Raw genomic sequence first — 19,871 nt, forward strand, 5'->3', positions numbered from 1 at the left:
GCTGCGCCGCGCGCATCGAAATAGTGCTTGAAGTCGACGTGCACCCTCATGTTGCCCGGCCGATAGGCCGCCATGCGGTCGTAGAGGAGAGCCGATCCTGTTTCGAAGCGCCGATAGACCGATTTGTGCATCGGTGATCTCGACTCCCTCGATCAGATTATTTCAAGTTGTAATGTTGGCCCAAGAATTGCCGAAACAATTGATAGCTCGGGCAAATCGCCTGCAATGCGGATGTCACCAGAGAGTTCACGGATCGTACCAGCATATAGAGTCAACTGATGGAGAGTTGCGCCTCAATGCGGCTGTGCTAGTACGGCCACTCTCGAATCGAGGAGTTAAAAGTGGCGAAGAAGGCAAGGAACGGGGCCACCAACAGCCTCGGTCATCCTTGCAAGAGGCGCGGCAGCCTAGAACTTCACGGGCTGGAGGAACGTTGGTAGCGAAACGAGATATTGGCGCAATAGGCGAGAACCTATTTCTCAGTTGGTGCGAGCCGGAAGGTTTCCACGCCCAGAAATCTCAGGTCGATCGCTTGGGATGGGATTTTTTGCTTGAGAGTGAGCCAGACCGCTCGACTGAGCGACCGCTCGATGCTCAGAATGAGCTTCCGAAATTCCTCGTACAGGTGAAATCGACGGAGAAGGCCGGAGAACCGCCTCGTATCAAACTGTCTGCGCTCAAGCATCTCGTTGATGCAGATTTGCCTACCGCCATCATCGCGTTGATCTACAACAAGAGTGGTAGGGTGCCTGACCGCAGCCTCTTCATTCCAGTTGATGATGTAGTCATCACGGAGACGCTGCGCCGAGTTCGTCGCGAAGAAGCACGAGGAAACCGCACCATCCACAGAACGACTGTGCCTGTGCCACTAGAGCGGGCAATTGAAATTGGTCCCTTGGGAGAAGGCTTGGGAGCCGCGCTCACGGGCATGCTGGGCGATAGCCCATCCGAATACGTCGCAAGCAAAGCCAGGCACCGTCAAACCTGTGGCTTTGATGATAGAGCTGTCATCGGGCATTTTTTCGTTCCCGGCAGCGATGCGGCCAAAAAGATATCCGACCTGTTTTTGGGCGGCCGCCGGGAGCTGGAAGTGTCGAATCTGACGATCGAGTACCACCGCTTCGGGATAGCGTTGGAAAACGATCGCGAACACTTCCAGCAGGCTGTTCTGGAGATGAGTGTTCCTCCGCTGTTGGCGACAACAATCGAGCTCGCATCGGACGCCGGAGAATGGACTTCGATAGAGGCTGAAGTCTTCATACCTCCGCCCTTTGAAGGCAAAGGGGTAAGTCGCGTTCGGTTCGCAAATCTCTATTTTGAGGTTGTACTCGACTTCGAGAAGAAGTGGGCCGAGCTAACATTTAACTATGCTGGAGACCGAATGGTCGAGCTCGATGAGGCAGTCTCCATCATCGAAATTGGCGCGATACTCTCAAGGCCGGCCAAGACGGTGACGGCTCACTTCAAGGGTACTCAGCTTGAGCTGCCCGTTGGTCCGCTCGAAGGACCATTCCACCATTGGGTACATGCCGCTCCGGCACTGCGCCAAATCTTGTCGGCTATTGCCCGCTCTGGCCGCCGCCTTACACGTCAGATCATGCTCAAGGACTTCTATGACTGGGTCGAGAAGCACACAGAGTTCCTGGCGCTGACATCTACGCCAGGCGTGAACATGATTTTCCCGAAGTTCGACAATGGTATTGTTGACGAGCAGAATGCGATCTTAACGCCGTTCTCCCTGGAGTTCGGCGGCGCGCAATATACCGCCTTGATTGAAATTCCTATCGAAGCTGTGACCACCTCCGAAACGGAAACTACTCTGATCGGAGGTCGGCCGCATATCGTCGCCGACGTGGCGCGATTACCGGGTTCGGATACAGCGGATTTTATCGACACCGCGATCGAGAAATCGAAACGGGATAGGAAGGCCACAGCCCCTGCTCTAGTGGCTGGCGGATTCGAAAACTGGCAGAACGTTATACTGTCCACTTCATAAAGCGAGGTTACACGATTTTATTCGCGAGTTGATGGACATTAAGCCGCTTTACGATCAAGTGCCGACAATGACTCAAATGGGGGACGGTACCTTGGAGTCCAGTGACGAAAAACGCGAAATTGTACTCAAGGTGGGAGAAGAAATTCTCACCGCTCTCAAAAGCATTGCCGATGGAGCGCGTTCCAATCTCGAAAGTCGACCATTTGGACTTTCTATTGATGGTGTTTTGAACCGCTCGAACATGATGGTTGGCGTAGGGAATGCGGAGCGGTTCGCCCACGCTCAGAATGCAGGCTTGCGCGAGGCGCTGCGCAGACTTTTGCTTGAGCCGTGTATCGCGCGCGTCGAAGTCGAATGGAAGAACGAGGCCCGGCCTCCGCAGACACTCTATTTCGCGCGTCTATCCGCAGCGGGCCTGAATGATGCGGTGAAAGGCGCGCATTTCGTGACCTCGCTAGACGATCTTGGTCACCTCGCGGAGCATGAGGCTGGCGAAACCGTGACCTTGGATGTCCGTAATCGCGAACGAACGGCCCGCATTCTGAAGAGGACGGTGTGGTCGCCGCGGGAACAATCCGCGGGTTGGGACGCGCTGATTGACGATTTTGAGTCCGCTCCATGGGGTGCATTGCACGAGCTTCTGAAGCAAGACTCCCTGCGTCAGGCGCTGAAACTCCTTCGCGAAGGTGATGTTTCGGCGGAAGACATCCTGGGCCAGATTTTGCAGCAGGCGGCCGACGTCCAATCTGACCGCCAGCGCAACCGACGAAGAACCATCGACAGGATCGCTCTCCGGGATCGGCCGATCCTGAACAAGTTTCAGGGAGCAATCTTTCGATTGCCGCTAAACAAGCAGTTCATGCTGTTTGGCCCGCCGGGATCGGGAAAGACGACCACGCTGATCCGGCGGTTGTCACAGAAGCGGACATTGGAAGCGCTGTCGGACTCGGACAAAGCTCTGGTGACCCGTGCGGGCGTTGATCTAGCGAGCGCAAACAGTTGGGCGATGTTTTCGCCTGGCGAACTGCTGAAGCAATATCTTGGCGACGCATTCAATAAGCAGGGAGTGCCGGACGCCGGCAATGTCCGCACTTGGGCTAAGGAGAGGCTCGATCTCGCGCGCAACGTGCTGAACATTCTGCGGTCGGCCAACTCCGGTCGCTTCCAACTCGCCGATATCCATCTACTTGCCGATCAATCGAGCGCCGCGCGGTCGAGTCTCCATGACGAGTTCGCGACCTTTGCGGGGGCGGATCTGATCCGAAGGTTCGACGGTGCGCTGACAAGTCTGCAAGGGTCCGATGATGAACGCGCCAAGGGTATTGCGACCAGGATTCGAGCCGAGCTTAGACAAGGTAACGAGTCCTGCATCGACGATATGCTGACGGTCGTCATGCAGGCGAGGGAACTCCAAGAGGAGGTCAAGCGTCTCGGCGACCTGATCACCGCAGAGTTGAGAAAGATCAACAATCTTCTGCTAAATCAAAACAAGGGCTTGCTCCAGGAACTCGCTTCCCTCCCTTCGCCCCGGTCATCGGAGCAGGACGACGATGATGAGGATGACGATGACGAAACAAGCCAGGTCCTAGCGTCCACAGGGAGCTCTGAGGCGCGCGCACTGAATGTTCTCTGGAACGCCCTTCGGAATTGGGCGCGTTCCGTCGCGGAAGGCCGACGGTCACTCGGCGGACAATCGGCCAGGGTCATTGAACTGATCGGCAAGCGGCTGCCCTCCGACAACGTTTTCGTGCCGATCGGCAAGAACATCGCGACACGGTCGTGGTTGAGGACGCTACTCCAGGCGCCGCGCTTATCGGTACTCGGCTTGCCCGGTGCCTATTCGCGGTTTCGTCGCCAAATGATCCGGGAAGGCAGGCACTATACTTCGGACGAAGCAGTTGCCGAAGCCGCAAGCCGCAGCTTGATCTCTCCCGACGAGGTCGACATCGTCCTGCTGGCAATGCTTCGAAACGCTCGCCGCGTGGTACGCAACGTGGATGCGAGACGCGACGGCGCAGTCAGGTATGACTGGCTCGAAACGATACGCAGCCGGTATCTCACTCAGGTTTTTGTTGACGAAGCTACGGATCTCTCCGCCGTGCAGCTTGCATGCACGATCGAGCTTGCACATCCAGAACTGCGCTCGTGGTTTGCATGTGGCGATTTGCGCCAGCGGGTGACGTCGTCTGGCATTCAGAGTGAAGCCGAGATTGACTGGCTGAATCATGTGTCGGGAGCCCAGATGGACGTCCGCGAGATTGATATCGGCTACAGACAGAGCCGGAAGCTTCGCCAATTTTCGGATGCTCTAGCAGCGCTGCTCGACCCGGGTGCACAGAAGACGCGATCTCCGTCGGAAACCGAAGAAGCGGATGTGTGGCCGCTACTCGCGGAAGGCGTTTCTGACACGGCGCTTGGAACCTGGCTTGCCGATCGCATTGATGAGGTCGAGCAGTCAGTCGGATCGCTACCTTCTATCGCCGTGTTCGTTGACGGTGATGACCTCATTGATCCCCTGGTAAATGCAACGCGATCCGCGTTGGCGGAGTGCAACATTACCATCGTCGGGTGCAAGGAAGGGCGGGTGGTTGGCGATGCGAGGTGCGTGTCTTCGATATCCAGCATATCAAAGGTCTGGAATTTGAAGCAGTCTTCTTCATTGGAGTCGACGGACTTGCCCGCCGCCTTAAAGAGCTCTTCCCGCGCTATCTTTACGTTGGCGTCACGCGTGCCGCGACCTATCTGGGAGTGACCTGCGAGGGGCGCCTGCCCGCGATCCTCGAACCATTGCGACCTCAATTCAGCGATCGTGTCGATTGGCGCTCGTGATAGGGCTGCTCATGCAGTCCCTACCGGCGGTTAAGAACGTACGGTTTCTTACCCAAAGAGGCGGGCGAAAACTTGTTCTGGAATTACCAAGCGCAAACCCAAACGAAGCCGGTTCTTGAGAGCGTTTTTGCTTCACGGCAGTGCCCCTGCTGTAGGTCACATCCGCAATTGTGCCCCACAGACCAATGCCAGGACAGTGATGGTCGGCGATTTTCCGAGCATGTTGAGGTGCTCACCTGCTCATTTTGCGGCTGGTGGTTCGCATTCAAGGATATGTGGGATAGCTCCTGCGGGTCCGTTCCGGACAGGGCGCTGCGGAACGTACAGGCTGGCGGGGCGGCCTTGGCGACGTTTTCACCAGCTCTTGATCAAGCTCAGATCGGGCTTTTGACCAGGGAGATCGAACAACATCTCTTGGGACGAGGAAGTGCTGATGAATGGGCAACTCTTGAAGACGCCAGCACGGCAATTCTTAGAGAGTTTGGCTACGAGGCCCGCGGCACCGCGCGTTCAAAGGACGGCGGCGTCGATATAGTGGTTCAGCATCCGGACGGCGGCCCCGCCGCGATCTACGCCCAGATAAAGCACACGAGAAACAAGGTCGGAGTTCGGGTGTTGCGCGAACTTATTGGCACGATGGGCATTCACGCGACCCACAGCGGCCTGCTGGTAACATCGTCGGTATTCACGGCCGGCGTCTTTAGGGAAACCGAGATGGCCGCTCAGAGCGGCTTTTTCGTCGAATTAGTTGACGGCGCGACGCTTCTGGCGTCGTTGCGGCTCACGTATCGAACAGCCGCTCCTACTGTAGCCGAGATACTCGATGTCGCGCGACCGAACGTGATCATCTTGTCCGGTGAATTCGATGTTTGACGTCCCGCGCCTCGACCACCCTAAAGGACCACGCCGGCAGTAGGGCGCCGCATGGCCGTGATCCACCGTGTGACCTCGTCACGATTCGCAACCGTGATCGGATACGCCCGAGCTTCGACAAGTTTCGACGCTCCCGGACTGATATCATTCGTCGTAACTACGAGGCCTCCATCGGCTCCTTCTGCATGAACGTCGGCCCGGAGGGCCTTTACGACGACCTTGCCGATCTTCCGCTTCTCCCGTTTGCACTGAACGATCACAACTGGCGGAACACCAAGTTTCCTGCCGGCATTCCAAGCTCGCACGTCGATACCGCCGTCATTTCGGCCAGCTCCAAGTTCTACCTCGTAGCCATTCCGGACGAGCCATTCTGCGGAGAGCCCCTCGAACTGCCGCCAATTTATCTCCTGCAGAAGTTCGGGCTTTCGCGACAGGTAGTTCACAAACCGCTGATCAACGAAACCCGATCCTTCGATTGGAAGACGCTCACTCTCGAATAAGTCCGTCAGAGCCAAGTGATCCTTCGCTTTCTTCTCACGTGTAAAAAACGGGGACAGAGCTAGGTGGACCGACATAGCCTCCAGCAGATGCTCCATAATTGCTATACGGCACCCGCTGATGACGCTTTTGATGTCTGAATCGAGTGCGTCCCGATCAAGCGATCCGACCTCATTGCGTATTTGCAGATGATAATTGCCAACCGCCTCGACTTTAAGGATCGCCTCAAGGTCCACGTGCGCCCTCCAGTCCGGCCCCAGTCTTGCGATCAGCCGCTGACCCAAGCTCGGCATACCTGGTTGGTCAGTCGCGCCGAGGGCGAACAGTAGATCCCCCACTGTGTCAGCATACTCCTCACTTCCAACGCGCATTAACTCGTCATCTTGGGCAAACGCTATACGGAATGGGTGATCCTCACGGAGGTGCTCGATAAGTTGTTGCTTACTGAGTGCGAGGCCGGAACGTTCGCCGGTATCTTCGCTCAGCGAGGCCGCGAACCCCGACGTAGCCATCACGATGTGTCCCATGAACCACCGATCTCGATTTCAGAGTTAGCGATTGACCTTTTGCCCTTCACCGCGACTGGATTTCGGCGATCTCCTCAAGCGTTGATCGCGCCTGCGGAATGAACCGCGTCCCCGCTGCGGGCGCGAATGTGAGAAGCAATTCGGCGGCAGACGCGATTGTTCGATCGGGCCGTGCAAGGATCGCCTCGACTGGCGGCACCGTGGTCGCCGGAAGCGATAGGCGGAAGCGAGCGTTGCTGACAAGGTGGGTGCACCCGGCAAAGATCCACTCCACAAGCGGCTCGGCCGCACCACTGCGGAGCCGCGACGCGTTCACATGGAACAGCAGCCATGCAGCTGCCCAGCAAAACTCGGCGGGGCGCGCCGTTAGATCCTCGCGCAGCAGCCAGATCGCGTTGGCTGCGCCATCTCGATCGGTCGCGATTGCCGTAAGGTCGCCACTCATCCGTCGAAGCAAAGGATGGATGGATTCGATCTCGGGCGATGCCAATCCTTCCTCGACGATCGCATCGATCGCGTGGAACTCGCGGGCGAGCGCTGCGGCCGTGGCGAAGCTCAACAGATAGTCTTCGGCGGCGCGATGCAGATCCGCCTCGGCGGGCTCGCCGATCGCCGCCAAAGGGATCGTGCCGCGTCTGGGATTCATAAGTGCGTCGCCACTTTCGAGCCATTCGCCGGAGGCAACCATGCGTGCCACTGAAGCATGCCGTCGGACACGCTCGACGAAATGAGCTGGATCGTGCGTTGCGATGGTCCTACGATCTTCGGCGATCGCTGCCGACAGTTCTGAAGAGACAATCGGGCCCTCGGCTAGATAGTCGCGAAAATTGCGATAAAAGCCAGTAGGCTCGGTGAGTGCTTGGTCCGCATCGGCCAGCAGGTAGAACCCGAGATCGAGCGCAATGACAGGATGCTCGCGGATTGCCTCAAGCGGTTCGGTGTTGCTGCCGCAGCCTGGCGGATAGACTACTTCTTCCTGACCGCCCGCTTTGGTCCCAGTGATTTCTCGATAGAGCCAGAGCAAGCCATGGGGCACGACACGGCGGCAATATGCTTCAGCCAGCGTTCCCTCCGCATCGACGCCTGTCAAGGCGGAGAGGGCGTCGCGCATCTTGACGATTGAGATGTCGGGCCGGCTTGCGCAATAGGCGGCATGCGCAGCATCGGCGAGCAGACCGATTGCCATAGCTCGTACCGATGGTATCTTTTCAAGCTTTGACGCCTCGACTTGGGCACGTTCAAACCACTGTTGCGCTGCCGCCCAGTCGCCGAGCGTCGCAGCGCTTATGCCTGCTTCGCGAGCGATATGAGCCTTCTCGATTGTGTCTTGGCCGCCAGCTTCCGCTGCGGCAGTCAGCAGCGGGAGCGCCGCTGCATGATCGCGTCTGCGCCAGTGGATCTTAGCACGCGCGCGCGAAAGCGCGATGTCGAAACCAAATTTGTCTTCAGCTTGTATCAGACAGGCAAGTGCTTGCTCGACGTCGTCGCCGTTCTCGTCGAGGCAAATAGCCTGCGCAATTGCGCAGCGTGTCGCGAGCATCGCATTGCCCCATCGCATAGCGAGGTCTGCGCAAGCAGCATAGTCGCAGGCAGCAGCCGCCCAATCGAATGTCTCGGCTCGCGATTCCTTGAGCCAGGCATGGTTGACCAATATCGAAATATCGCCCCGCCCAGGTTGGAAGGACGAGAAGATTTGATCGCGTGTTGTGGGCTCTTCGCTATCGAGCCGTTCTATGATTTCCTTGAAACGGGCAATGCTGTCGATATTGCCAAGCTGCCCTGCGAACAAAACGCCGCTTACATGCGGATCGCTGCCGGCCGGGGAATTGAAGTTGCGGTTGGCCTCCGCGAGCTGGGGCGAGCTTCTCAGCAGTCGGTCGAACCGAAGTAGGATCTCCAACCAATCGGGAAAAAGCTCGCCCGTGCGTGGATGGAGCAGGAGCTTGGATAGCGCGAAACCCTCGATGAGTTCCGGTCCTTTCAGATGGACGCGCTCGCGCTCGAACGCATTCCAGGCGGCGCGGGCATTTTCGGACGACCCATAGGGGAGGAGCAGGAGCAATTGAGCCAATCGCAGCATCGCCGACGCTGCGAGGTCTCGAGGGAAGATCGGCGTGTCGGTCCCGAAGCTCATGAGTTCGCCCACGAACGGAGCGAGCAGGTCCAGCATGCCCACCGGGCAGGTAATCACGCTGTGCGCGAATGCGAATACAAGACTACCCTCCTCGCTCTTGAGCGCGTGATGCAGCGCTGCCGACGCATCCAATACGGAGATGTCCCTGTTTCGCATCACCGAGTCCGCTACGCGGCGATGGACGGCCCGACATTCCGCGGCGGTGAGCACTTCCTCCGCGGCACCTTCCAGCAATGGCGACACTCGCAGTCGCTTTTTACGATATGTTTCAATCCACGGCCCGATGAGCTGATCGAGCAGAAGACCAGGAAGCGCTATGGTGGGATCGAGGCCAGCGATCTCTAGCGCCAGAGCTCGGTCGAACCCGCCACGGATCAGGCTGGCGCGCAAGAGCAGCGTCTGTGCATCGGTCGAGAGCGCTGTTATCAATCGTTGCCGCGCTGCGCGCCGTTCGGGGCCCAGTTCACCGGGGAGCTGCCCGCCCAATACCCCAGCAACGGATGCGCGTGACCAACTCGCCGCCTTCAGATGAAGCAGCGTCGCCATGGTGAGTTGTGGATGGCCCCGTGCCGCGGCGCGATAGACGGCGCCGGCATATTTGGTGTCGCCACCAGCCAGCGCCACGAGTTCAACAACTTCCCCCTCCGAGAGGTATTCGACCTCGATTGCGGCAGGCGCCTCTGGTGCCAACTGGTGATGTGTCGTCCTGGTAGGCGCGCGATAGCTTGTGACTATCGCGGTGCAATCGCGACGCTGAAGACTGGCGACGACGCGTAACAGTGCATCCCGCACCGCAGGATCGTCGATCTCATTCACGTCATCCAGGATGAGATGCGTTGCGGGGGAGGCCGCCAGTTCGCCTTGCAGAAGCGACAGTCGTGCAGCGGTGTCGGAGGACGACAGGTTGCGGAAGTCGACGATCGACCACACCCCGCCACCGTGTTCGCCCACGAGGCGCGCAGCGAGAGACTTGCCCAGTCCGGTCGCGCCACTCGCGATAGCTACCCCCGCGCTCCGTCTTGCCTTGTCGATTGCGGCGACCAAGACCGCTCGCGGAGCCCGGATCGGGGGAAGAGGCAAATCGCTCGCCGGGACAAGCAAGGTTGGACGAGTGAAGGTCGTGCCTGCGCTGCTGCTCTGGAACGCCGCGGTCAGTTGCTCCAACGGAACGGGAACGATGGCCGTCTTGTCGATTAACTCGAGGAGATCGGCTCGTCGTAATTGCCGTGCATTGTCGGAGGCCACCGTCATCAGCAAGCGCTCGATCGTCGCCGGCACTACGGCCCTACCGGTATGGCTAGAGAGCCGTCTTGCTGATGCGACATACTCGATAAGTCCAGCCTCGAGCTCGGCGCGCACGTCTGCGATACCGGGTGCACCGCAATCCCAGTGAATGCGCTGGAGGAAATCGCTGCGGAACCCTTCGTCCGGCAGTGCTTCGAGATAGAGTTTTGTGGACGCCTTCAAATCGAGCGCGGCTACCAGCGAGCGTAAGGGCCCGATATCGGCTCCCGCCGCGGCCCGGCGCCAATAGTGAAGTGCGGCACCTCCGGCAATTCGATGCGCCGCGCTCCGCTCCACGCCGATTTCGGACGTAGTCAGATAATGAAGCGACACGACGCGCTTGGGATTGCGGTGCACGAGATCCACAAAGGAGTCGATTGCGGCGCGGACGTCCGCAGACTGGAGAGTGATGTTCGCGCTGCCTCTAGTGTCCTTGACCTGGGTTCCTGCGAGCGCGTCGCGCGCCGCGACTGCATAGTCTTCGGCCACCTCGAGATAGAGGACCTCACCATCCCCCAAACCTAGCCAGGCCAAGCCGGATGCATAGAGCTGATAGCCATAGCCGCGTAGCGCAGCGGTCGCCTGCCGCGCGACATCGCCTTTCGGTGCATCGAGGCCTGGGCCTGACCCGAAAATGCTCGTCAATAGAACTCCTCCAGCACGGGCGCGGCCGGCAATCCTCCGGCTCGCGCTTGGTCTTCAGAACAGTTCGCTCCCATTTCGATCAGTCTTGGATCGCTAGTCTGCTTGATCATGATTGGAGGCCGGGTCCGAACCGCACTAGCTCGATATTGCGAATCTGCGCCATGACACTCGATCCTTGGCGTTAAGCAATAGCCAGCTAACGATTTCCTGGCCAGCGGTGACCGGGGTGGGGTCATCGTGCGACGCGATGCAATCGGAATAGCTTCTTGAAGAAATCCGCGATCCTCGATTCGGCGTCGTCGCCAACCAGCTCATTCGCTCCAAACCGGTAAATTTCATAGCCGGCGAGGCGTAACTCTCGGTCGGCCGACACCATGTCTGCATAGACCTTCAATGACGGGCGGTCCTTTTCCGAGAAATGATGCTTTCCGTCCACCTCCAGCACGATGCGCTGGCGTCCCGGGAGGAGGACTAAAAAGTCCATCCGCTGTCGCGGAAGCGGCAGGCGATGGCGCAGGGTTTTTACGATGGCGGGGTCATAGTGAAGATAGACCTGCGGCAACAGCGCAGGCAACGTCTCACCCAGAGCGGGGTGAAAAAGCTTGAAATAGGAGGCGAAAAGCTTGTGCTCTGCATTTGACGACAGAGACTTCTGCAGGCGCGCGCCAAGATTTGCTGCATTGGCGCCTGGCATGACGTCGCTCCACCAGGCGACAAGTTCGGACCAGAGCAGACCGTTTGAACTGATCGGCCGATCATAGACCAAGCAGCTCTCCTCGCCAGAGAGGATGACGATGTCGTTGTTTATAGCGTCGGCGAACCCGATCTCAGGCTTGGGACCCTGAGAAGCGAAGATCAGGTTCTTGGGCCGGCCGCCAACACCCCGCACAAGAGGTCGGAAAACGAAAATCGGGTGACCGGAAAGTTCGCCCTCCTGCACCAATTCGTATCCATCGCTCGCGAGTATTTTGTTGAGGGCGACGACCGTCTTCGTCTGTTCCTCTCCCGACCGAGCAAGGGGGTGGACAGCTTCCTCGAGCAATGCGCCGAACCGAGCTCTGGAGCAGTCAAATGCGCCGATTTCCCCGAATAGATGCTCGACCGACCAGTCACCTGGATTTTCATCCATATGCCGAGTGATCTTATCGCGCAGGCTTTGACGGGCACCCTTGCCTCGAGCCATGCTTCCGAAGAAGTCTTCAAAGGGCACGGAAAGTGGGAAATAACGTTCGACCAACTCCACCGTGCCACGCTCGCCGGCGAGATCGTCTCCGAAGACCCGTGCGACATCGCGCCTGGTGATCTGGGTTATAGGCGGGTCGTTGGCTTCCAGCACCTTGCGGCCGGCCTCGTCGAGAGAAACGTCGCCACGATGAACTGCAAACTTCAAAGCCAACTGCGCCAAGTCTATCTCGGTGAGGTTGGCAAGCGCCGAGTCGATACGTTGGCGCTTTGAAAGACCTTCACCGGCGGGAACAACAAAGCCCGCGATTTCAAGCGGAGCCTGGCTAAGCTCCGCGTGAGTCATTGGCTGCAATACATTGGCGATTAAGATGCGAAGGTTGGTGGCCATTGAAAATGTTCGACAAGCCGGCTTCAAGCCTTTGGAATCGCCCGCACTGTATAACGGTCAGATCGCAAATTCAGCCGGAATGCGGTTTTATTCAAGTTAGAGGTGGGGAGGTTTTGGAAGTGAAAGCGAGAGAGGCGGCCGAGCAGGCGTCGGAAAGGAACGACGCGTGAAACAGGTGCTGATTGTCGGGTTGCGGATCTCCTGATGGGTGAGATTGGTCCGAGCACGGCGATGCTTGCGGCGATGACGGACCTCTGGCGGCTACGTCCGCCGGGGCCTGACAATATTCTCGCGCATCCTGCCTTCGTGCGGCTGCGCGAGACTTGCCGCGACGATTATACGAATGCCGGCAAGAAGGGGCCGAACTTCGCGCTCTCGACCGCATTGCGAGGCTTGGGCCTTCCGTGTCACCTGCACAAGGAAACATCCCATCTTGCGTTGCCGGTGGAGGAGGCGGCGAAGGGACTGGATGCGGGGCTGGTGGCCACCCACGCCAGGCGCATTCACCTGGCGCCGCTCGATCTTGCTGCCGACCTGCCGCCGCTCGCATTCGGCCCGGCCAGGGTGTGCCGGTTGAGCGCGGACGAGCTGCGCGGCTTGATCGATGTGCACCGACTGAAGCGGGTTTATCCGCGTCAGGACTTCGATGCTGAGCGCTTTTCCGAATTCCACTGGCTAATCGCCGAGGAGGCCGTGGCGCTCGAGCAGGAGCCAGAGAAGCGCGCGGTCCCGGTCCTCTTCATGGACCTGAGCCAGGACCTGGGGCGAATTGAACCGCACAAAGGGCGCTTTCCGAGCGCCTTGGAAAAAGCGTTGTTCTTCCTCCTGCTAGCTCCCTGGGAGAGTTGGTCGACCATGCAGGAAGTCGATTGGCGCGGCTTCCGTGTGCCATGGGTCTACACGATCGACAGCGACATCTTTGTTCGGCCCATTTGGCCGCCGTCCCCCGACACCTTGAGCTGGGAGGACCGGGTCTACGACGATGGGTTTGGCAAGACATGCGAGAAAGAGCGCCCGGTCCAGCTGCATTTGGAGGAGGATGCGAAAACCGAGCTGCCTGTCTGGGACCAGAGCCGGTGGGCGACCGTCGAGCAGGCGAAGGGATCGGTCTTGTTCGAGACGCCGATCGCCCACTTCCTCGTCCGCGCGTTCCTGGCCGACGGCGTGGACGAATTCCTTGCGCACATCACGACGATCGAGGCGGCGCTCGGCTTGCGGGCGGATTATCAGAAGAGCTTTCGTGTCGCGCCTGATCGTCACAAGGGGATGCGCGCCACCAATAGAATGCGAAGGCGGGTCGCGGGTCTACTCGGTGATCGTCTCTATGCTGACCATTATGAGCAGCTTTTCGATATAAGAAGCGCTTTCCTGCATGGCCGTGCCGTAGCTACCATCTCGACTCAGGAGCGGGTGATGGCGAGGTCGCTGGCCCGCAAGGTGGTCGAGGCACTCGTTCTCGTAATCCGCAGAGGACCAATTTCATCGCGAGAGGACGTGCTCGACGATCTTCTCGATAAGGGCGCTGCGCTGTTGTAACTGGGGGAGGAACGTCGATGGCGGCCGTCAGCCTAAGGCCACAAGCGCAATCGGACCTGTTCCGGACCGTTGTTGTCGACGGTCCGCTCGCCCTGCGCATGGCGCGATTGAAAGCGGCGCGCGAGAGGGCGGTTGGACATCAGATCGTGAGCCTTCCCCAGCTGGCCGCCCGCTTGGCAGGAGGTTTTGTGCGCCCCGCGCAACGAGAGGAGCTGGAGCCTGCGCTCGCCGAAACGCTAGCCGAAGGCGGATTCGCGGAACTGACGCCGCTGCAACGTCTCCCCGGGACGGTGCGCGCCTTGGCGAGGACCTTCGAGCGGCTGTGGTCAGCAGGGTTCGATCTGTCCTCGGTGGCGCCTACACCGCGGGTCTCGGACTTGGCCCTGATCGAGAGCAGGGTCAAGACGCGCCTCGGACGCGGCGTCCTGACGCCGCCTGACTTAGCCGCGGCCGCCATCGCGCGGATCCGCCTTGCCACCGATCTGCTGGGACCCGTGACTCTCCAGCACATCGTCTGGATTCCGCCGGTCTGGCGGGGCCTGCTTGCGGCTCTCGGCGAGGTGACGAGTGTGAAGGGGCTACCTTGTGAAGAACCAGGCGGCGGGCCGACCGCTGTGACCGCTTGGGTATGTGCCGATCCCCATGCTGAAGTGGTCGAGGCCTTGCGATGGGCACGCGACCTGATCGCGAGCGGAACGGCCAAACCCGAGGAGATCGCCATCGCTACGGCCGCACCCGGGCTGTGGGACGAGCCCATGCAAACTCTCGTGGCGAGCGCGGAGTTGCCTGTCCATTTCTCGCACGGCACGCCGATCCTATCGATGGTCGACGGGCAGGCATGCGCGGCTTTAGCCGAGCTCTTAGGGCTAGGGCTATCGCAGGAGCGGGTGCGGCGCTGGCTGGCCCATAGCGTACGGCGCTGCACCGCCTTGGAGGCGCTGCCCGACAATCCGTTGGCGGGAGTCCCAGGCCACGTCCATCTCAACGACTTCGCCCATTGGCGACGGGCGCTCGATTTGGCTCAGGCGCAGCGGACCGATGGAGCCCGGCCTGCGCTGTCGCTTCTGCCGGCCCTGGAGCTGATATGCCGGGGATGGGCCGCAGCGGAGGAGGCCGGTCGGCGGCTTCTGCCGGCCCCGGCGGCCCGGGTCTGGAGCGCCGCCATGCGGGCTGGGCCGGCGGAGGCGCTCGCCTTCTCGCTAGCGGCGTTGCGGACGCCTGATGGCGCGGATCCGGGTAACAGCATCGTCTGGTGCCCGGCTGCGCATCTGGCGGCCGCCCCGCGACGCTTCGTGCGGCTGATTGGCCTCACCGCCGGAGGTTGGCCTCGAGGCATTTCCGCCGATCCGCTCCTGCCTGACCATATCCTCTCCCTGGACGACGATCAGGCGCCGACACGTTCACAGACTGATCGGCGGGTGTTCGCTTCGATCGCGCGTTACGCCGAGAACCTTTCCTTCTCCTACAGTCGGCGCAACGCCCGCGGAGGCCTGCAGACGCCCAGTCCGCTTTTGCCCGCGAACCTGACACCGGTTCGACTGGCGCGTCAGCGTATCCCTGAGCACGCCTTTAGCGCTGCGGACCGGCTGGCCGCTCGCGCTGAGGAGGCTCGGCAGAACCCGCGCATCGCCCGCGCCACCGGATGCTGGCGTGCCCGCCGATTGGCCGAAGTCGGAGCGCACGACGGGATCATCCAAACCGACCATCCGGTGGTGATCCGCGCATTGGAGCAGCCGCAATCTGCAACCTCCTTGCGGCGGCTGCTGCGCGACCCGCAGGGATTCGTCTGGCGCTATGCCCTCGGCTGGCGTGAGACCGTAGTTACTGACCAGGCGTTCGACTTGGAGCCGCGAGCCTTTGGCGACCTGGTTCACCGGTTGCTCCAGCGAACTGTGAATCTTTTGGAGCAAGGACCCGGGTTCGGCCGGGCGTCTTCGGACGAGGTCGAAGCTGCATTGTGCACGGCCGGCGACGCGGTCCATGTCGAGTGGCCGCTCGAACGGGTGGCGCCGCCGCCGCTGCTGTGGCGCTACACCCTTGACCAAGCAAGGACGGTGGCGCTGCGCGCGCTGCAGCTGGATCCGAGCTTTGAAGCAGGCACCCGCAGCTGGACCGAAGTGCGGTTCGGCGACCCGGACGGACCCAGCGCGGACCCGAAGGCTCCGTGGGATCCGCGCGAGATCGTTCCCGTGCCCGGAACGCCGCTCTCGATCCGCGGCGCTATAGATCGGCTCGAGCTCGACACCGGCGATCGGCGAGCGCGCGTAACCGACTACAAGACAGGAGCGGTTCCCAAGGCGCCGAACGACCTTCGGCTGGGAGGCGGTGCCGAACTGCAACGTGTGTTGTACGCTGTCGCCGTCGCCCACCATCGGCCAGACACGCAAGTCCAGACCCGACTGGTCTTCTTGGCGCAGGAGATCCCGCAGCCTTATCCGCTTCGGGGCGAAGATCTGGATCAGGCGCTTGCTGCCGCTGTTCAGCATCTCAAGGCTGGTGTGACTCTCATCCGAGCTGGGACCAGTTTGCCGGGTCCGCACGATCCTTGGGAGGATTGGAACGAGCTGCGTATCGCGTTGCCGGCGATCGGGGAGCCCTTCACCAGGATCAAGGACGCGGCGTTTCGTCGGGCTTTCGGCGATTTTGCCGCAGTGTGGCGGGCGCGATGACCGAGCCTCGGGATACCGCTGCCCGTGTGCGGGCGCTGTCTGACTTCGGCTCGACGCTATTGGTCGAGGCGGCCGCCGGCACGGGCAAGACGTCGCTGCTCGCCGGACGTATCGCACTGCTCTTGGCGAGCGGCGTGCCGCCCGTGTCGATCGCCGCAATCACTTTCACGCGGCTCGCGGCCAATGAGCTCGCCAGCCGGGTGCGCGAGACCATAGACGATCTCTTGGCGAAGAGAGTCCCGCGCCCGCTGCAGGCGGTTCTCCCTGCGGGGCTCGATGACGACCAGCATCGCGCCCTAGAGGCGGCCGCAGCGGGATTTGACGGTCTGACGACCGCAACCATTCACGGTTTCTGCCAGGAAATCCTGTGCCGTTATGCCGTCGAGGCCGACGTCGACCCCGGCGCGGAGGTCTTGGACCGGGATGGGGCAGAACTGGCTTTCGGGCAGGTGTTCGAGGTTTGGCTCGGCCGGCGGCTTGGCGAAGCCGGGCGGCCGGAGGATCCGATCGCGATCCTGGCGCAGCGCGATCCGCGAAAGTCGACGAAAACCTTGCGCGAGATGGCTGATTTCCGCCGCAAACATCGCGACGCGACGGCGCCCGTGGTGGACCTGACCGGTCGGCCCGACCTTGCGTTCAGCGACGCGGTGGACACGTTCAGACGGGCTGTGGCGGCTGCACCGGCCGACAATCGCAACACCATCGTCCTGGAGAACCTGGAGGCGCTGGACCATCACTTTCGAGACGGCTTCGCTGTCGTCCCGGACTTCGCCTGCCTGTGGCGAATGGCCCATCCGCCTCAACTGAACTGTATGGCGAAGGACTCTTTCGACCTCCAGCGCCCTCGACATCTCGGGACGCCGGCGCCAACGGCCGCAGCTGTGCATCTCCAGCTGGTGGCGGCCTACGAGAACACCAACACAGCCTATCGGCGCTTAATGGGCACTATCAGCAGCGGCGTTTTCGCCACTCTGTTCCCAGAGCTGGACGAGGTGTTGGTCGACTATGACGCCTACAAGCGTCGGGCGGCGCTCCTCGATTTCGATGATCTTCTGATCCGTACCCGGCGACTGTTGCACGCCCATGAATCGGTCCGGCTGGCTCTCGCGGCGCGCTATCGCCACCTCCTCGTAGATGAGTTCCAGGACACCGATCCCGCCCAGTGCGACATTATCTTCCGGATCACGGCGGCAGAGCCGGCCGGGGATTGGACGGAGCTCGCGCCCCGCGCCGGTGCTCTCTTCCTGGTTGGCGACCCTAAGCAGGCGATCTTCCAGTTCCGCGGCGCTCACATCTCCAACTACGAGGTCGCCAAAGAAGTGGTCTTGCGGGCTTGGCCCGACAATGTCCTCCAGATAAGCGCCAATTTCCGCTCGAGAGAGGGAGTGCTGACCTATGTCAATGGCGCTTTCCGTGCTGCCCTCAACGCGGTGTCGCAGCCAGGTTATGTCGAACTTGAAGCCACGAGAAGAGACGATCCGGCGCGCCCGAGCGCTACCCGTCTGTCCATCGCGGCGCCTCCTGGCTCCAAACGCGAGGCCCTGCAGATCGAGGAAGCCGACGCGGTCGCAGCAATCTGCGCGAAGCTTGTGGGTGCGCGGCTCCTGCGGGACGCTGACGGACGCATACGGCCGGTGCTCGCGCGCGATATCGCTTTACTTGCGCCGACCAGCAATAGCCTCTGGCTGTTCGAGCGAGCGCTGCGCCGGGTCGGACTTCCCATCGCCTCCCAAGCGGGGAAGGGACTCTATCGCCGCCAGGAGACCCAGGATGTCATTGCCCTGGTGCGGGTGCTGGCAGACGCCAAGGACACTGCAGCCTTCGGCGCTTTAATGAGGGGCCCGCTGGTCGGCTTCACCGACCAGGCCTTGCTCGACATCACTGCGGCGCTGCCTGAGCGAGACGGGCGGCCAGGTGTCTTCACGGCGGCCACTCCGCTCGACGATATCGCCGATCCGGAAGCGCGTGCGGTGGTGTCCGATCTGGTGGCCCTGCGCCGTCGCGCGCGGTTCACTAGCCCCGTCCAGCTGCTCGGCGAGGCGATCGAGCGACTGAGCGTGCGCGTCACGATCTCCCTGCGCCAGGATCCACGTCACGCGGCGGCGGCCACGGCTAATATCGACGTCATCCTGGAGCGTGCGGCTCGCTACGGGGTCCGCGGGCTTCGCCGGCTTGCCGCGGACCTTCACGCGGACTGGCGTGACCAGCGCGAGGCGCCCGAGGGCTGGGGCGAAATCGATGGCGATGCTGTCTCGATCGTCACCATGCACAGCGCCAAGGGACTCGAATGGCCCATCGTGATCCCCATCAATGGCGTGGTGCAACTGCGCTCGCCTGAGCGATTTGTCCGCCATCCCGACCGCGGCACGCTCCATTGGCTGGTAGGCGATATCGCCACGCCAGAGCTCGCCGAGACGGTCCGCCGAGATGCAGAGAGTCAGCAGCGCGAAAAGGTGCGGCTCTGGTATGTGGCGTGTACGCGCGCTCGGGACTTTTTGATCTTACCGTATCATCCGGACACGAATGCGCGGTCCTGGGCGCGCGTGCTTGACCTTGGCGCCGCCGGCCTGCCGGAGATCAATCTGGACGCCTTTGAGGGGAGCCCGACAGCGCCGAGCGATCCGCCTGCTAATGGCCAAGACGCTGCGACCTTCGCAGAGGAGGCGAACCGCATCGCCGCGGCGAGCCCGCCCATCACTTGGTTGCGACCCAGCGACCATGATGCCGACCGAGCCCAGAGGGCAGAAGTCGTTTCGGATTCCATCGACGAGGAGGAGGCATGGATCGCCACTGGCGGGCGCTTGCGGGGCCTTGTGCTACACAAGCTGATGGAGGAAATCCTGGAGGAGGGGTTGGCCGAAGAGGCTAGCGCGCTCGCCGGGCGGGCTCGAGAGCTGGCGGCCCAGCTCCTCGCTCCGGGCGAGACCGATGAGAGCCTCGAGGATGCCGCGGAGCTCGCCCAGACCGTGCTTCGCACGCTCGCCTTACCCGATGTTGCGGATTTGCGGTCGCGGCTGCGTGCGGAGTTGCCGATCTACGCCCTGATCGGGCCAGCGGGCGAAGCCCAGCCGATGGCGGGCCGGGCGGACGCCGCGGTTCGCGCGGAGGACGGCGCGTTCGAGGTGGTCGTGGACTGGAAGAGCGACATCGCGCCGGGCCCGCAGCAGCTGGCCGACCATGTCGACCAGCTTCGGCTCTATCTGGAGGCGACCGGCGCGCCGCGCGGCGCCCTCGTCTATATGAGCCTCGGAAGGGTTCGGTGGGTCGAACCTGCGAGCTGAGCGCGCCTAGTTTAGAGCATGATCCG

Annotated in this window: 9 protein-coding genes; 6 read left to right on the forward strand and 3 right to left on the reverse strand. The window is 61.3% G+C overall.

Annotated elements, in window-relative coordinates; translation table 11 throughout:
- Positions 1–433: 433 nt before the first annotated feature.
- From QA639_RS12480 to QA639_RS12490, 3 genes are all read left to right on the forward strand, one after another.
- Positions 434–1,996, forward strand: a complete 1,563-nt coding sequence (locus QA639_RS12480) for a hypothetical protein (RefSeq protein ID WP_283089854.1) — start codon at positions 434–436, stop codon at positions 1,994–1,996.
- A 2,601-nt stretch (positions 1,997–4,597) separates the two neighbouring features.
- Positions 4,598–4,825, forward strand: a complete 228-nt coding sequence (locus tag QA639_RS41880) for an ATP-binding domain-containing protein (RefSeq protein ID WP_428841153.1) — start codon at positions 4,598–4,600, stop codon at positions 4,823–4,825.
- A gap of 342 nt (positions 4,826–5,167) precedes the next feature.
- Positions 5,168–5,698 carry a restriction endonuclease gene (locus QA639_RS12490; RefSeq protein ID WP_283089856.1) on the forward strand — a complete coding sequence of 177 codons (531 nt, stop codon included), beginning with the start codon at positions 5,168–5,170 and terminating at the stop codon, positions 5,696–5,698.
- A 20-nt stretch (positions 5,699–5,718) separates the two neighbouring features.
- On the opposite strand, the gene QA639_RS12495 is transcribed toward QA639_RS12490, so the two are convergent.
- From QA639_RS12495 to QA639_RS12505, 3 genes are all read right to left on the reverse strand, one after another.
- The gene (locus tag QA639_RS12495; RefSeq protein WP_283089857.1) at positions 5,719–6,723 is read right to left on the reverse strand and encodes a restriction endonuclease; all 1,005 of its coding nucleotides are present in this window, start codon (positions 6,721–6,723) and stop codon (positions 5,719–5,721) included.
- Between the two features lie 46 nt (positions 6,724–6,769).
- Positions 6,770–10,786 (reverse strand): hypothetical protein, encoded by a 4,017-nt coding sequence (locus QA639_RS12500; protein ID WP_283089858.1) that lies wholly within the window; start codon positions 10,784–10,786, stop codon positions 6,770–6,772.
- 232 nt (positions 10,787–11,018) lie between these two features.
- Positions 11,019–12,359: an AbiJ-related protein gene (locus QA639_RS12505; RefSeq protein WP_283089859.1), complete on the reverse strand. Its 1,341-nt coding sequence runs from the start codon at positions 12,357–12,359 to the stop codon at positions 11,019–11,021.
- A gap of 204 nt (positions 12,360–12,563) precedes the next feature.
- Here QA639_RS12505 and QA639_RS12510 point away from each other — a divergent pair, with 204 nt between their 5' ends.
- From QA639_RS12510 to QA639_RS12520, 3 genes are read left to right on the forward strand one after another with little or no spacing between them, the layout of a single operon-like run.
- Positions 12,564–13,895: a hypothetical protein gene (locus tag QA639_RS12510; protein ID WP_283089860.1), complete on the forward strand. Its 1,332-nt coding sequence runs from the start codon at positions 12,564–12,566 to the stop codon at positions 13,893–13,895.
- Positions 13,896–13,912: 17 nt separating this feature from the next.
- On the forward strand, positions 13,913–16,564 hold the full coding sequence (locus QA639_RS12515; protein WP_283089861.1) for a PD-(D/E)XK nuclease family protein: 2,652 nt from the start codon (positions 13,913–13,915) through the stop codon (positions 16,562–16,564).
- Positions 16,561–19,845 carry a UvrD-helicase domain-containing protein gene (locus tag QA639_RS12520; RefSeq protein WP_283089862.1) on the forward strand — a complete coding sequence of 1,095 codons (3,285 nt, stop codon included), beginning with the start codon at positions 16,561–16,563 and terminating at the stop codon, positions 19,843–19,845. Before QA639_RS12515 ends, QA639_RS12520 begins: the two co-directional genes overlap by 4 nt.
- Positions 19,846–19,871 lie beyond the last annotated feature (26 nt).

This window comes from Bradyrhizobium pachyrhizi, assembly GCF_029714545.1.
In the GTDB taxonomy this organism is placed as follows: domain Bacteria; phylum Pseudomonadota; class Alphaproteobacteria; order Rhizobiales; family Xanthobacteraceae; genus Bradyrhizobium; species Bradyrhizobium pachyrhizi.

Coding starts and splice junctions, on each gene's coding strand:
- QA639_RS12520 (WP_283089862.1), top strand. CDS start 16,561: ATGACCGAGCCTCGGGATACCGCTGCCCGTGTGCGGGCGCTGTCTGAC.
- QA639_RS12505 (WP_283089859.1), bottom strand. CDS start 12,359: ATGGCCACCAACCTTCGCATCTTAATCGCCAATGTATTGCAGCCAATG.
- QA639_RS12495 (WP_283089857.1), bottom strand. CDS start 6,723: ATGGGACACATCGTGATGGCTACGTCGGGGTTCGCGGCCTCGCTGAGC.
- QA639_RS12515 (WP_283089861.1), top strand. CDS start 13,913: ATGGCGGCCGTCAGCCTAAGGCCACAAGCGCAATCGGACCTGTTCCGG.
- QA639_RS12510 (WP_283089860.1), top strand. CDS start 12,564: ATGGGTGAGATTGGTCCGAGCACGGCGATGCTTGCGGCGATGACGGAC.